The organism is Limnohabitans sp. (assembly GCF_044361645.1).
GTDB lineage: Bacteria > Pseudomonadota > Gammaproteobacteria > Burkholderiales > Burkholderiaceae_C > Limnohabitans_A.
Genome location: NZ_JBIKIL010000112.1, coordinates 1 through 12,385, shown reverse-complemented (window position 1 = coordinate 12,385; position 12,385 = coordinate 1). Strand labels below are relative to the sequence as shown.

Sequence of the window (12,385 nt, the reverse complement as noted above, 5' to 3'; positions counted from 1 at the left end):
ACAAGGAAGACTCTGAATTAACGATAACTGTCAGAGAAATTGACGGCTATCCTGTAAGAATTGATTTTGGCCTTAGCGCCAAAGAAGGAGTAAAAATGTCAATTTTTCCAATACAAACACCTAAGCCAGGTTTTAAATTTTAATGGCTCAATGCCTTTTGAGTAGAGCTTTAGCTGATTTTATTCTGCATTAAAAATAATTTAATATTTATTCACATTGATGAATCTTTTTTTATATAACTCTGCGACAGTTAAATCTTGCTCATTCTTCAGGCGTTCTAGATTGCCTTAAGGCTCTTGTCGGTTGTCGCAGTTCCAGTCAATTCTAAACACTGTTGCTGTTTTGATTTCAGAGCATTGGAAGCAGTTTTGATCAATCAGCCAAATGTCCTTTTCTTACCTGCCGCCTTCTCTAAACGGGAAAGATCATAGTTCTTCACCCCCAAGGGAAGTCCAAAGTCCACCGCATGATGTGCATTGTCACTGGTGATGCCACACAACAAATCCTCAAGTTTGTACCGCGTCCCCCGCCCCGCCGCCATCTGCACCAACACCCCCATCTCGCACAGCGCCGTGAGTTCCCGGTAATCCGAGGCGCGTGACACGCGGCAGGGGTTCTCTTATTTCTCGGTGCGGATGCCGTTGGTAAGCCCCAGAAGTCAGCCTATTTGCAGCAAGGCCTTGATCTTGGCGCGAACATCCTGAAGCACTTCTTCGGGCACTGTGCCTTTCTTTTTGGCTTGGCGAACGCGCCAGTCCAATGATTTGACCTGGTCGGACAGCACAACACCCGTTTTACCGCCGATCAGGGTCTGTACTTCAAAGGGGTAAGCTTTGATTTGGGAAGACAAGGGACAGCACACCATCAAGCCTTTTTTGGCGTTGTATGCCGCAGGGCTCAGCACCAAGGCAGGACGGTAGCCTGCCTGTTCATGCCCGGCTTGAGGGTCAAATTCCAGCCAAACGATGTCACCGGCTCCGGGCACATAGGTTCGCGTGACCATCAAAGGGCTTCCTGCCCAACTGGCCCGCCAAAGTCCACCACATCATGGGCGTTCTCGTCGGTCATGCCTGCCAACAGGTCTTCCAATTTGTAATCGGGCTGGGTAGCGGGTTCGATGACGATTCGACCTTTCGTTGCCGTGATGATGACGCGCTGCTCCAAGTCGAATGCAGCCGACTTCATGACTGCGCTTGGCAGGCGCAATGCAGGGCTATTGCCCCATTTGCGAATCACAGTTTCCATGACATTCCCCCTTGTGTATCTACATTGTAGACACGCCATATTCGGCGCACAACACTTTCTTTTTGAGCCGGAGTCAATCGGCTAAAGCGCATTCGCAGGATTTGCGCTTCACGTGTGAAGCGTAGATGGCTTTTTTACGCTTCACGCTACTGAACGGCATCCAGCACATCAAGCCCTGATCATTGACAAGCCAAGCAATTGTCGTAACATACAAACATTAAATCCTGAAGGGTCACAGATGAGCATTCACACGTTTTCAAGCCGCGACTTCACACGAGACGTGTCGGCCGCCAAACGCGCTGCCATCGATGGTCCTGTGTTCATCACCGACCGGGGTCGCCCCGCCTTTGCATTGCTCAAGATCGACGACTACTACCGCATGGCCGGAAAGGCAGCACCGTCTTTGCTGGAGGTGATGGATGGCATACCAGGCGGGGAAGGCTTCGATTTCGATCCGCCCAAACTGGGGATTCAGATTCAAGCCGCGACCCTGGACTGAAGGCGATCCATGTTCGTTCTGGATACCCACGTCATTTCCGAGCTGCGCCAAGGCAAGCCCAAGCCTTCCATGGCGGTGCGCCAATGGGCCGCTGGCCAGCCCAGCAATCAGCTGTTTTTGTCAGCCATCACACTGCTCGAGCTGGAATTGGGCGTTCAAGCGCTGGAGCGCAAAACGCCGCCACAAGGCAGCGCTTTGCGCCATTGGCTGGGTGGCGTTCGCGCCGCTTTTGCAGAGCGCATCTTGCCCTTTGCAGAAAGCACCGCACCCGTGTGTGCGGCGCTGCACATCCACAACCCGCGCTCAGACCGGGACGCGATGGTTGCGGCCACAGCCCTTGAACACAGGTTCACTGTGGTGACACGCAACGTGCCGGATTTTGAATCGACCGGCGTGGCGCTTTTGAATCCTTGGCTCGATCAATAAACTGCAGGATAGTCGCATGCGCACCCGTGCATGCATTCAAGGCTGGTTCAATTGAAGAAGTTGGGCAAATTTGAGGGCAGATTGCCTATCCCACCGTTTACGCTTCAAACCTTATCGGTAAACCTCACGCCGATTACCACTGCGCAGCACACGCACCAGAATTTTCTGGTCCTGGATGTCACAGATGATGCGCCAGTCGCCCACGCGGTATTTCCAGTAACTGCCCAAGCGCTGACCCGAGAGGGCCTCGCCAATGTCGCGTGGGTTGGACAAGCCGCTAACGCGTGTGCGCAGAAAACCCAGCAACCGGATTTGGATGGGCGCGAGCCTCGGCCAGGAAGAAGTCTTCCAGGTCGTCGATGTGTTCAAGGATCGCTTCGCGCACCAGCGCGGTCTTGGTCAGCCCGGTCTCTTGAGCCAGTTGGGCCAAGCGTGCTTCGATGTTTTCGGGCAAGCGGATGGCAAGCATGGTTTTCCACCTTTAAACAGTTGCTATACAAGTATAGCCAGTCAAACCGTTTCCACCAAATCACCGAGTCTGACCCACAGGTCTTCACCCGTGCAGCTGGTCGGCATGCGGGTTAAGATATGCGCACATTTCAATGCGCATGGAGATCGCTATGCAAGCCAGCCCCAGCATCGCCCCTCGCGTGCGCACCAGCACATCCGGTAAACGGGCGATCAATCTGACCCTGAGCAGCGATGTACTGGATGCCGCAAAACACCTGGCCATCAACATTTCTCAGGTTTGCGACAGCCACCTTCGTGAAGTGGTGCGCCGCGAACAGGAGCGCCAATGGCGCGAGGACCATGCCGATTTCATTGCAGCCTACAACGCCACCATCGAGGCCGAAGGCCTGCCACTGGACGAGTGGAGAAGTTTCTGATGGCACGCTTTGATGTGTACGCCAACCCTGGCAGCCATGCGAACTCCACCCCCTATCTGCTGGATGTTCAGAGCGACCTGCTCAATGGCCTGGACAGCAGGATGGTGATTCCCTTGCGCAGCCTCCGGCACTTTCCCAAGGTGAAGTTGTCGACTCAGCTGACACCTATTTTCACCATCGAAGGTGAAGAGTACCTGTTGGAAACACCCAAAATGGGCGCTGTCCCACTGCGGGTTCTGAAGTCGCCCGTGAGCTCGCTCGCCCAAGCCCAAGACCAAATCAACGCCGCGATGGATTTTTTGTTTCAGGGCTACTGATCAGCGCCCTCTGAGCCCTCGGAGTTTCACTGAGCCAGCGACACGATGTCCTGCTCGATCGCCCCAAACAAGCTCTCGCCGTTTTGGCCCTTCATCTCGATGCGTATGGTGTCGCCGAACTTCATGAATTCGGTGGAGGGTTTGCCGTCCAAGATGGTTTCGATGGCGCGTTTTTCGGCGATGCAGCTGTAGCCCTTGGGCCAGGTTTTCTGGCCGTTGGTTTCTTCACTCTTGTTGCTCACCGTACCGCTGCCCACGACGGAGCCAGCGCGCACATTGCGGGTTTTGCAGATGTGGGCGATCAGCTGGCCAAAGTGAAAGCTCATCTCGGGGCCGGCTTCGCACAGGCCCACTTTGCGGCCGTTCCAGGTGGACTGCAGCGTCAAGTGCACGCGGCCGCCTTGCCAAGCGTCGCCCAGCTCGTCGGGTGTCACGGCCACGGGGCTGAAAGCGGTGGCGGGTTTGCTCTGAAAAAAGCCAAAACCTTTAGCCAACTCGTTGGGGATCAGGTTGCGCAGGCTCACGTCATTGGCCAGCATGATCAAACGCACGCTTTCGATGGCTTCGTCGGCGCTGGTTTGCATGGGCACGTCGCCGGTGATGACGGCGATCTCGGCCTCAAAGTCGATGCCAAAGGCCTCGCTGGCGCAGACCACCGGGTCGCAAGGGCCAATGAAGTCGTCACTGCCGCCTTGGTACATGAGCGGGTCGGTGTAAAAGCTACTGGGCACTTCGGCGTTGCGCGCTGCACGGACCAGCTCGACGTGGTTGAGGTAGGCCGAGCCATCGGCCCACTGGTAGGCGCGGGGCAGCGGGGCCATGCAGCGCGCTGGGTCAAACGGAAAAGCGTGCCGCGCTTTGCCTTGGTTGAGGGTGCTGTACAGGTCTTCGAGCTGGGGAGCCAGAAAGTTCCAGTCGTCCAGCACTTGCTGCAACTTGCTGGCGATGACGGTCGCATAATGGGCAGTGCTCAGGTCACGCGAAACCACCACCAGTTGTCCGTCGCGTGAGCCGTCTTTGTAGGTCGCCAATTTCATGATGTTTGCCTGTTTTTTCCGTGGTTCGAAGCCGTTTGCATCAGGGTTGAACCCCTCGTGGATTGCCGCATTCAATGGCCCGTTCCATGGTGCGCCAATTACGCATTGTTAAACTCGTTTAACTAAACGAAACCTGATTCTAGAGCATATGGCCCATTCCAGCACCCCCGAAAAGACCCCAGAAGGGGACAAAGAGCGCGCCGGCATCCAGTCGGTGGAGGTGGGTTTTGGCTTGCTGGATGTGTTGGCCAAGGCGCCTGGCCCCTTGATGCTGCGCGACTTGGCCAGCGCCGCTGGCATGAGTGCGGCCAAGGCCCACCGCTACTTGGTCAGCTTTCAGCGCCTGAGTTTGGTGGTGCAAGACGCCAACACCCGCTACGAACTTGGGCCCGCCACTTTGCGCTTGGGCCTGGCCGCATTGTCCCGGCTGGACGCGGTCAAACTGGCACGTGAACGCTTGCCCACTTTGATGGACCAGACGGGCCACACCCTGGCCCTGGCCGTCTGGGGCAACCGAGGGCCCACTTTGGTGCATTGGCAAGAGATCCCTTTGACCATGCCCGTCAGCTTGCGCTTGGGCGATGTGATGCCTTTGTTGTCTTCGGCCACGGGCCGGTGTTTTGCGGCCTTTATGGGTCACGGAGGCGGTTACGACAAGGCCCAGCCCATGATCGAGCCCGAACTCACTTTGTCCCGCAAACTTGGCCGAAGCGACTTGCCCTGCACCCCGGTGCAAGTGCAAGCCATGCTCAACGAGACCCGGGCTCAGGGCCTTGGCCGCGTGGTGAATGTGCTGCTGCCTGGCATTTCGGGCCTGTGCGCTCCGGTCTTTGACGCAGATGGGCACATGGTTTTGGGTGTGGTCTCGCTGGGCTCTTCGGCCACCTTTGACGCCGATTGGCAAGGGCCTTTGGCCCGTGCACTGCGCGCCTTTGCTGCGCAACTGTCTTTCGATTTGGGCTGGCGTGGGGCTTGAGTGCCCGCAAGTCGCACCCATCCACCACACCCGCCCATTGCGCACAGCACCCATCAAGCCATGAGCACGGCACTGCCCCAACCCACCCGCTCACAGTTGACCGTCCGATCGGCGCAGCCGCTGTCGGGGCGGCCGAGCACGCGCAGCTTGCTGCGATGGGGGGCGCTGGTGTTGGCGCTGCACCTGGGCTTGTTGCTCAGCCTGTCGGGTTCGCTCGACTGGTCCCTGAGCAACCCCCAGGCGCTGCGCACAGGGCCCATGCAAACCCGCACGATCACAGCACCGGGTGCGACCCCCCCGGCGCCCGCCATGGCCGCCAAGCCCCTGCCTGCAGCCCGCACACGGGTGGCGTTGGTTGAAAAACCCCCTCTTTCAACGGTGCCCGCACCCGCACCGATGCAAGAACCTGCCCCACCCCAACAAGCCGTGTCGCCAAGAACAAAGCCCGGGCTTGAGGGGCGCGACTTCCCCCCTTCACCCAAGCCCGCAGCAAGCCTGCCGAATCAGCCCTTGCCCCCAGAGACAGCGACAACAACAGAAACAGCGACGGCATCGGTCACCGCACCAAGCATTGAACAAAGCACCGAAGCAAGCAAAGAGCCAAGCAATGAAACAGCGCCCACCGTGCTGGAAGCCAACACCGACGCCGCGGTGCCGCCACCAGAGGCGGTGACGCCCAACAGCAGCGTCACAGGCCAAGCCCTCGCTGCGCAGCCGCGCACCGAGCCCAACTCAGCCGAAACGCCGGCCACTGCGCCCCCCTCCGATCAGCCGCCGTCCACAGCGCTGGCGTCGCCACCCGCTGCAGCGCAGGCGCTGCCTGCGCCCGCAAGTGAGCCCAAGCCACTGCCCTCGCCCAAGCCCGCCACACCCGATCGCATCGCCAGCGCCACCCTGAATTTGCCCACACTGGACTTGGCCTCGCTGCCCGCTTCGGCCTTGTTGAGCTACCGCCTCACGGGTCAAGAAAAGGGCCTGACCTACCAAGCCACGGGCGAACTGCGCTGGCAGCGCAACGCCAGCGCCTATGCCATGAGTTTGTCCGTACGGGCTTTTTTGCTTGGATCGCGGCATTGGCGCAGCATTGGCCAAATTGGCCCGGCAGGCTTGTCGCCCACCCGCTTTTCTGACAGCTGGCGCAGCGAACGGGCCGCCCACTTCGACCGACCCAACCAACGCATTGTCTTCAGCAACAACGCCCCTTCTGTGGCCCTGCAAGCCGGGGCGCAAGATCAGGTCAGTTTGTATGTGCAGTTGGCCGCCGCCATGGCCCAGGCCGACGAGCGCATGCCATCTGGCACCCGTTTGCAAATCCAGACTGCCACGGTGCGAGACGCCTTGCCATGGCTCTTGACGCTCGAAAAACTGGAGCCCGTGGTGATCGATGGGCAAAGCCTGCCCGCGGTCAAATGGGTCTGCCAGCCACGCAACCGCTTTGATGCCCAAGTCGAAATTTGGGTTTCAGCCGCACACGACTGGCTGCCTGCTCGCATACGCATCACCCAGGTCAACGGCAGCTTCATCGATTTGCAGCTGACCGGGCGTGAGCCTTTGGCCGAATTGGCCGCAACACCTTAGGCCGGGTCTGGCCCGCTGTGGAGCCCGGCCAAAAAACCACAGCCACTTGAAGTAGTTGCAAATGGACCCACTTGTCATCCACAAGTTGAGGGAGAATGAAGGCATGAACCTGTTGTACGAATCTGAAACCTTTGCCGTGATGCACATGCTGGCCAATGCGCCGACTGAAGCCTCCAGCCCCAACAGCCCGCCCCAGTTGGAGCGTCACGGTTTCGAAATCGTGGACAAGCGCTCTGGCAAAGAGGTCTACCTCGATGGCTCTTGGGCTGAGATGTTCCAGCAACAAATTCAGGCTTGGCAGCAGCACACGCCCACGCAAGAAGAGGTGGAAGACACGCTCGAAGGCTACACCGGCTTGGCGCAACAACCGGTGGTGGTGCACTGAGTTTGCGAGCAGCGCACGCTCATGCAGGGCGCTGTGTGGTGATAACGGGCAATCAAGGCTGACAACCCATTCGCACGCCAGGGTTTTTGCCACTTGGTCGTGCCCGGTCTATGACCGGCGATTCAAGCCACTCAGGCAGCCCTGTCTTGGCGAATGCACCACTTGAAAATCGGCTCCACCAAGACCAGCACGGCCACCAATCGGCACACCTGAAAAGCCGTGACCACCGGCACCCCCAGCTGCAAAACTTTGGCCGTGATCGCCATTTCGGCAATCCCGCCGGGTGATGTGCCCATGACCAGCGTTGCCGGATTCAGGCCAGTTGCATGCGCCAACAACAAGCCAAAACCCATTGACAACAGCATCAAGACCCCTGTGCCCATGGCCATCGAGGCCAGCCAGCGTGGTGCAGTGTGGATGAATTCGCGCTGAAAACGCACGCCCAAGCTCACCCCAATCAAAAGCTGCGCCGCGTTCGACAAACCCACGGGCACCGAAGACCCCTCAAGGCCCAACAAGGTCAGCCCCATCGACACCAGCAAAGCGCCCATGAACCAAGGATTGGTGCGTTTGAGCCACACCATGACCGCTGCACCACCCGCGGTGGCCAGCGCCAGCCACAACAAGCCCCCCATGTGGCTGGGCGCAGGTACGGGCAGCAAACGTGCGTCCACCTGCAAATTCCAATGACTTTGCGCCCACTGCATGGCAAAGGGCAGTGTCAACACCACCAAGACCAAGCGCAGACTGTGCGCCGCTGCGACCCAATCGGTGCGTCCACCGTGCCGCTCGGCCAACAAGGTCATCTCGGAAGCGCCACCGATGGCGCCGGCAAAGTAAGTGGTCGCGCGCCAGCTTTGGGAAGCCCCCCGGGCCCCATCTGCCGCATGCCTGTGCTCGAGCCAAGCGCTCAACAATGCCCCCTGTGCCAAGGCCCACAGCACAGCCAGCGCAATCGCCCACCACAAGCCCAGCACCAATGCCCCCACTTGGGGCGTGAAATACAAGCCCAAAACGGCTCCAATCACCCACTGCCCGACATTGCGCAACTGCGCTGCGCTGCGCGTGGGAGCCCCCAGCACCGAGGCCAGTGCGGTGACCAACAAAGGCCCCAGCATCCAAGGAATGGGCGTGCGCAGCCAAACAAACACTTGCGCGCCCACCAGCGCCGCCAACAAGGTCAAGGCCACCCGGCTCAGATCACGACAATGCATAAGATCAAAAAAAGACCGCCCCGGCGGGCGGTCGGCGCCAAGCCCAGGGCCCAGCCTCAGGCATGCCTGCGCACGCTGTCGGCCACCGTCTGCACGATCTGGTCGATCTGCGCGTCTTCCACGATGTAAGGCGGGCAAATGACAATGTTTTCGCCCGCCGGGCGCACCCACACCCCTTTGTGAAAGCAGTCCATAAAAATGTCATACGCCCGCTTGCCCGGCATGCCTGCAATGCTGGACAACTCCACCGCACCGGCCAAGCCCAAGGTGCGAATACCGACCACATTGGGCAAGCCCTTCATGGTGCTGTGCAGCGCATTGCCCAAGACTTGGCCTTTTTGCCCCGCACGGGCAAACAGGTCTTCTTCCTTCATCAAGTCGAGCGTGGCAATGGCTGCGGCGCAAGCCACGGGGTGGCCCGAATAGGTGTAACCATGAAAAAACTCAATGGCGTGCTGCGGCGCGTTGGCGTTCATCATCGCGTCGTAGATGAAGTCGCGGCAGATCACGCCGCCTAAAGGGATCACGCCGTTCGTCACGGCTTTGGCGAAGTTCAGCATGTCGGGCACCACGCCATAAAAATCAGCGCCAAAGTTCACGCCCAAGCGCCCAAAGCCGGTGATGACCTCGTCAAAAATCAACAAAATGCCATGCTTGTCGCAAATCTCACGCAAGCGCTTGACATAACCCTGGGGCGGGATGTACCAGCCCGCGCTCCCCGCAATCGGCTCCACGATCACAGCGGCGATGTTGCTCGGGTCGTGCAGCACCAAGATGCGGTTTTCCAGCTCGAGCAACGGGTCTTCGGCCCACACGGGCTCCTCGTGGTGGATATAGGCGTGGTTCACCGGGTCGTGGATGAAGCGCATGTGGTCCACACGCGGCAGCAACTGCGCGCCGTACACCTTGCGGTTGGCCGGCAAACCGCCCACACTCATGCCACCAAAATTGACGCCGTGGTAGCCCTTTTCTCGGCCTATAAACACGTTGCGGTGGCCTTCACCCCTTGCGCGGTGGTAGGCCAGCGCCACTTTCAAAGACGTGTCGGCCGCTTCTGAGCCCGAATTGCAAAACAACACCTTGTTCAAATCGCCCGGTGCCATGGCGGCGATCATCTCGGCGGCCTTGAAAGCCTTGTCGTTGCTGGCCTGAAACGCGGTGGCGTAGTCCAGCGTGTCCAACTGCTTTTTGATGGCCTCGTTGATCGGGCGGCGGTTGTGACCTGCGCCCACGCACCACAGGCTGGAGATGCCGTCAATGACTTTTTTGCCGTCGTGCGTGGTGAAGTGCATGCCCTGCGCGCCCACAAACACCCTTGGGTCTTGGCGAAACGTGCGGTTGGGGGTGAAGGGCAACCACTGGTTGTCCATGTTCAAGTCGGTGTGGGCCATGTCAAACTCCAATTGAGCCATCAAGCCCATCAGTTTAATGGGGAAAAGCACGCCCCCGTGGGGCCACTTCAATTGACCAGGTCAAGGCATTGGCAGCCCCGTCATCCGCAAGCCCGGGCCGTCGGGTGCGGTCCTTACAATAGGCCGACTTGGAATGCCCATCTTCCTCCTCAAGCTTGGCTTTCTCATTGCTTGGCATTCACCCATGACCACCACCTACATCCTCACCCTCTCCTGCCCTGACCGCACCGGCATCGTGCATGCCGTGTCGGGCTTTTTGCTGAAGCGCGGGGGCAACATCGAAGAGGCGGCGCAGTACAACGACCACGACACCGGCCTGTTTTTCATGCGGGTGCAGTTTGCGTGTGACCAGGCAGACGGCGAGGCCTTGAACACCCAATGGCGCGCATTTGCCCAGACCTTCCAAATGAAATGGGACCTGCACGCCACCGCCCAGGCCATGCGCACGGTGATCATGGTCAGCAAGGAAGGCCATTGCCTGAATGATTTGCTGTTCCGCTGGAAGAGTGGTTTGCTGCCGCTCGACATCCGCGCCATCGTGAGCAACCACCGCGACTTCTACCAACTGGCCGCCAGCTACAACGTGCCCTTTCACCACATCCCGGTGAACAAAGACAGCAAGGCGCAGGCCGAGGCCAAGCAGCACGAGATCATTGAGGCCGAGGGGGCCGAATTGGTGGTGCTGGCGCGCTACATGCAAATCTTGTCCGACGACCTGTGCCGCAAGCTGGCCGGTCGGGCCATCAACATCCACCACAGCTTTTTGCCCAGCTTCAAAGGGGCCAAGCCCTACTACCAAGCGCACGACAGGGGCGTGAAACTGATTGGCGCTACCGCCCACTACGTGACCGCCGATTTGGACGAAGGCCCCATCATCGAACAAGACGTGGCCCGCGTGGACCACAGCAAAACCGTGGAAGACCTGACCGCCCAAGGCCGCGACACCGAAAGCCAAGTGCTGGCCCGCGCCGTCAAATGGCACAGCGAACACCGCGTGCTGATCAACGGCCACAAAACTGTGATTTTTAAATGAATATCTTTGTGGGACAGATCTTTAGCTCTGTCCCCAACCAATTAAGCTTTGTGGGACAGATCTTCAGCTCTGTCCCCAACCAATTAAGCTTTGTGGGACAGATCTTCAACGCCACCCCAATTGATTACATATGTCCGCCACCCACGCGTCACGCATCCCGCCCATTCAATGCTTGCTGACATTTGAGGCACTGGCCCGGTTACGCAGCGTAACCCAGGCGGCCGAAGAGCTGTGCGTCACACCCAGCGCCGTCAGCCATCGGGTCAAACAACTCGAGCAAATCATTGGCACCAAGCTGTTTGGTCGGGCTGACTTTTCGCTCACCACCGAAGGCAACGAATACCTGGCCCATGTGCGCGAAGGCCTGGTGTCGCTGCAACGCTTTCCCAGCGCCAGCAACACCCCCGGCCGTCGCAAACTGCGTCTGGCGGTCACGCCCACTTTTGCGCGTTCGGTGCTGATGCCGCGCCTGAAACACTTTTTGCAGGCCTATCCCGAGATCGACATCACGCTGCAGGTCAGCATTCCCCTGCTGGAGGTGGTGGCAGAAGACGCCGACCTCACGGTGCGCTTTGGCACTGGCCGTTACTCGGACGTGGAGCACGTGTGCTTGGCCAAGGACGACGTCACACCGCTGGCCTCGCCCGCCTGGTTGCGCGAAAACGGACCCTTTGCCAGCGTGGAAGACCTGCAGCGCGTGCCCCTGCTGCGCAGCCCACTCGAGCCTTGGCGCACCTGGTTTGCAGCCCACGACCTGGACTGGCCCGAGCCGATGGACGGTTCGTCCTTCAACGACATTGGCCTGATGTGCGACGCCGCCGCGCAAGGCCTGGGCGTGGGCCTGATCCGCACCAAACTTGGAGCCCCTTGGCTGGAGAGTGGCCAATTGGTGCGCTTGTTCGAACGCAGCGTGCCCAGCCCGCACGCCCACTACCTGTGCTGGCGCGCTGGCACCATGGAACGCTGGGAATGCGCTACTTTTGCCGACTGGCTGAAAAAAGCCTTGGCTTGATTTCACAAGCACCTGAGCAACTCTTGAAAGTCATCGGGGCAGTCGTTGCGAGGCCGCACCCCTGTCATTGCGAGGCCCCACTTCTGTCATTGCGAGGCCCCACCTCCGTCATTGCGAGGCCGAAGGCCGTGGCAATCCATAGATCGCCGCGCTGCGCTCGCGATGACGGGGGGCGTCATTGCGAGGTCCCACCTCCGTCATTGCGGTCCCCCACTTCTGTCATTGCGAGGCCGAAGGCCGTGGCAATTCATAGATCGCCGCGCTTCGCTCGCGATGACGGGGGGCGTCATTGCGAGGTCCCACTTCCGTCATTGCGAGGCCCCACCTCCGTCATTGCGAGGCCGAAGGCCGTGGCAATCCATAG

17 protein-coding genes are annotated in these 12,385 nt (G+C 59.4%); 9 read left to right on the top strand and 8 right to left on the bottom strand.

All coding sequences use genetic code 11. The annotated features are described in order from the left end of the window. Positions 1-376: 376 nt before the first annotated feature. The 3 genes from ACIQ39_RS15400 to ACIQ39_RS15390 are packed head-to-tail and all read right to left on the bottom strand — an operon-like array spanning position 377 to position 1,245. Complete coding sequence (locus ACIQ39_RS15400; RefSeq protein ID WP_396435488.1) at positions 377-604, bottom strand: hypothetical protein; 228 nt, start codon at positions 602-604, stop codon at positions 377-379. A gap of 54 nt (positions 605-658) precedes the next feature. Then, positions 659-1,003, bottom strand: coding sequence for an endoribonuclease MazF (mazF, locus tag ACIQ39_RS15395; protein WP_396435487.1), 345 nt, complete (start codon positions 1,001-1,003; stop codon positions 659-661). Next, a complete protein-coding gene (locus ACIQ39_RS15390; RefSeq protein WP_396435486.1) occupies positions 1,003-1,245 on the bottom strand; it encodes an AbrB/MazE/SpoVT family DNA-binding domain-containing protein in 243 nt (80 codons plus the stop codon). Before ACIQ39_RS15390 ends, mazF begins: the two co-directional genes overlap by 1 nt. Before the next feature lie 238 nt (positions 1,246-1,483). On the opposite strand from ACIQ39_RS15390, the gene ACIQ39_RS15385 reads away from it, so the two are divergent. Both ACIQ39_RS15385 and ACIQ39_RS15380 read left to right on the top strand, forming a co-directional pair. After that, positions 1,484-1,744 (top strand): type II toxin-antitoxin system prevent-host-death family antitoxin, encoded by a 261-nt coding sequence (locus tag ACIQ39_RS15385; RefSeq protein ID WP_396435485.1) that lies wholly within the window; start codon positions 1,484-1,486, stop codon positions 1,742-1,744. A 9-nt stretch (positions 1,745-1,753) separates the two neighbouring features. Beyond that, entirely contained in the window at positions 1,754-2,170 is a 417-nt protein-coding gene (locus ACIQ39_RS15380; protein ID WP_396435484.1) for a type II toxin-antitoxin system VapC family toxin, read from the top strand. Positions 2,171-2,281: 111 nt separating this feature from the next. On the opposite strand, the gene ACIQ39_RS15375 is transcribed toward ACIQ39_RS15380, so the two are convergent. Then, entirely contained in the window at positions 2,282-2,443 is a 162-nt protein-coding gene (locus ACIQ39_RS15375; RefSeq protein ID WP_396435483.1) for a type II toxin-antitoxin system RelE/ParE family toxin, read from the bottom strand. A gap of 4 nt (positions 2,444-2,447) precedes the next feature. Continuing rightward, positions 2,448-2,639: a ribbon-helix-helix protein, CopG family gene (locus tag ACIQ39_RS15370; RefSeq protein WP_396435482.1), complete on the bottom strand. Its 192-nt coding sequence runs from the start codon at positions 2,637-2,639 to the stop codon at positions 2,448-2,450. A 151-nt stretch (positions 2,640-2,790) separates the two neighbouring features. Between ACIQ39_RS15370 and ACIQ39_RS15365 the strand changes: the two genes are divergently transcribed. Both ACIQ39_RS15365 and ACIQ39_RS15360 read left to right on the top strand, forming a co-directional pair. After that, complete coding sequence (locus tag ACIQ39_RS15365) at positions 2,791-3,057, top strand: type II toxin-antitoxin system CcdA family antitoxin (protein WP_396435481.1); 267 nt, start codon at positions 2,791-2,793, stop codon at positions 3,055-3,057. After that, a complete protein-coding gene (locus ACIQ39_RS15360; RefSeq protein ID WP_396435480.1) occupies positions 3,057-3,374 on the top strand; it encodes a CcdB family protein in 318 nt (105 codons plus the stop codon). The genes ACIQ39_RS15365 and ACIQ39_RS15360 overlap by 1 nt, the downstream gene beginning before the upstream one ends. A gap of 26 nt (positions 3,375-3,400) precedes the next feature. Here the strand turns inward: ACIQ39_RS15360 and ACIQ39_RS15355 are convergent, their stop codons facing one another. Continuing rightward, positions 3,401-4,411 carry a fumarylacetoacetate hydrolase family protein gene (locus ACIQ39_RS15355; RefSeq protein ID WP_396435479.1) on the bottom strand — a complete coding sequence of 337 codons (1,011 nt, stop codon included), beginning with the start codon at positions 4,409-4,411 and terminating at the stop codon, positions 3,401-3,403. Positions 4,412-4,559: 148 nt separating this feature from the next. Between ACIQ39_RS15355 and ACIQ39_RS15350 the strand changes: the two genes are divergently transcribed. The 3 genes from ACIQ39_RS15350 to ACIQ39_RS15340 all read left to right on the top strand — a co-directional run bounded on the left by ACIQ39_RS15350 (position 4,560) and on the right by ACIQ39_RS15340 (position 7,350). After that, positions 4,560-5,387 carry an IclR family transcriptional regulator gene (locus ACIQ39_RS15350; protein WP_396435478.1) on the top strand — a complete coding sequence of 276 codons (828 nt, stop codon included), beginning with the start codon at positions 4,560-4,562 and terminating at the stop codon, positions 5,385-5,387. Between the two features lie 60 nt (positions 5,388-5,447). Further along, entirely contained in the window at positions 5,448-6,965 is a 1,518-nt protein-coding gene (locus ACIQ39_RS15345) for a DUF3108 domain-containing protein (RefSeq protein ID WP_396435477.1), read from the top strand. Positions 6,966-7,068: 103 nt separating this feature from the next. Then, positions 7,069-7,350 (top strand): DUF3567 domain-containing protein, encoded by a 282-nt coding sequence (locus ACIQ39_RS15340; RefSeq protein WP_396435476.1) that lies wholly within the window; start codon positions 7,069-7,071, stop codon positions 7,348-7,350. Positions 7,351-7,481: 131 nt separating this feature from the next. Here ACIQ39_RS15340 and ACIQ39_RS15335 read toward each other — a convergent pair whose 3' ends face one another. After that, positions 7,482-8,564, bottom strand: a complete 1,083-nt coding sequence (locus ACIQ39_RS15335; RefSeq protein ID WP_396435475.1) for an AbrB family transcriptional regulator — start codon at positions 8,562-8,564, stop codon at positions 7,482-7,484. Positions 8,565-8,620: 56 nt separating this feature from the next. Beyond that, the gene (locus ACIQ39_RS15330; RefSeq protein WP_396435474.1) at positions 8,621-9,955 is read right to left on the bottom strand and encodes an aminotransferase class III-fold pyridoxal phosphate-dependent enzyme; all 1,335 of its coding nucleotides are present in this window, start codon (positions 9,953-9,955) and stop codon (positions 8,621-8,623) included. A 205-nt stretch (positions 9,956-10,160) separates the two neighbouring features. On the opposite strand from ACIQ39_RS15330, the gene purU reads away from it, so the two are divergent. Both purU and ACIQ39_RS15320 read left to right on the top strand, forming a co-directional pair. Continuing rightward, positions 10,161-11,009, top strand: a complete 849-nt coding sequence (gene purU / locus ACIQ39_RS15325; protein WP_396435473.1) for a formyltetrahydrofolate deformylase — start codon at positions 10,161-10,163, stop codon at positions 11,007-11,009. A gap of 130 nt (positions 11,010-11,139) precedes the next feature. Further along, the gene (locus tag ACIQ39_RS15320; RefSeq protein WP_396435472.1) at positions 11,140-12,021 is read left to right on the top strand and encodes a LysR substrate-binding domain-containing protein; all 882 of its coding nucleotides are present in this window, start codon (positions 11,140-11,142) and stop codon (positions 12,019-12,021) included. Positions 12,022-12,385: the final 364 nt, after the last annotated feature.

What these genes read in the sequence shown, in the direction of transcription:
- mazF (WP_396435487.1), bottom strand. Translation starts at nt 1,003, where the DNA reads ATGGTCACGCGAACCTATGTGCCCGGAGCCGGTGACATCGTTTGGCTG.
- ACIQ39_RS15390 (WP_396435486.1), bottom strand. Translation starts at nt 1,245, where the DNA reads ATGGAAACTGTGATTCGCAAATGGGGCAATAGCCCTGCATTGCGCCTG.
- ACIQ39_RS15385 (WP_396435485.1), top strand. Translation starts at nt 1,484, where the DNA reads ATGAGCATTCACACGTTTTCAAGCCGCGACTTCACACGAGACGTGTCG.
- ACIQ39_RS15380 (WP_396435484.1), top strand. Translation starts at nt 1,754, where the DNA reads ATGTTCGTTCTGGATACCCACGTCATTTCCGAGCTGCGCCAAGGCAAG.
- ACIQ39_RS15370 (WP_396435482.1), bottom strand. Translation starts at nt 2,639, where the DNA reads ATGCTTGCCATCCGCTTGCCCGAAAACATCGAAGCACGCTTGGCCCAA.
- ACIQ39_RS15365 (WP_396435481.1), top strand. Translation starts at nt 2,791, where the DNA reads ATGCAAGCCAGCCCCAGCATCGCCCCTCGCGTGCGCACCAGCACATCC.
- ACIQ39_RS15360 (WP_396435480.1), top strand. Translation starts at nt 3,057, where the DNA reads ATGGCACGCTTTGATGTGTACGCCAACCCTGGCAGCCATGCGAACTCC.
- ACIQ39_RS15355 (WP_396435479.1), bottom strand. Translation starts at nt 4,411, where the DNA reads ATGAAATTGGCGACCTACAAAGACGGCTCACGCGACGGACAACTGGTG.
- ACIQ39_RS15350 (WP_396435478.1), top strand. Translation starts at nt 4,560, where the DNA reads ATGGCCCATTCCAGCACCCCCGAAAAGACCCCAGAAGGGGACAAAGAG.
- ACIQ39_RS15345 (WP_396435477.1), top strand. Translation starts at nt 5,448, where the DNA reads ATGAGCACGGCACTGCCCCAACCCACCCGCTCACAGTTGACCGTCCGA.
- ACIQ39_RS15340 (WP_396435476.1), top strand. Translation starts at nt 7,069, where the DNA reads ATGAACCTGTTGTACGAATCTGAAACCTTTGCCGTGATGCACATGCTG.
- ACIQ39_RS15335 (WP_396435475.1), bottom strand. Translation starts at nt 8,564, where the DNA reads ATGCATTGTCGTGATCTGAGCCGGGTGGCCTTGACCTTGTTGGCGGCG.
- ACIQ39_RS15330 (WP_396435474.1), bottom strand. Translation starts at nt 9,955, where the DNA reads ATGGCCCACACCGACTTGAACATGGACAACCAGTGGTTGCCCTTCACC.
- purU (WP_396435473.1), top strand. Translation starts at nt 10,161, where the DNA reads ATGACCACCACCTACATCCTCACCCTCTCCTGCCCTGACCGCACCGGC.
- ACIQ39_RS15320 (WP_396435472.1), top strand. Translation starts at nt 11,140, where the DNA reads ATGTCCGCCACCCACGCGTCACGCATCCCGCCCATTCAATGCTTGCTG.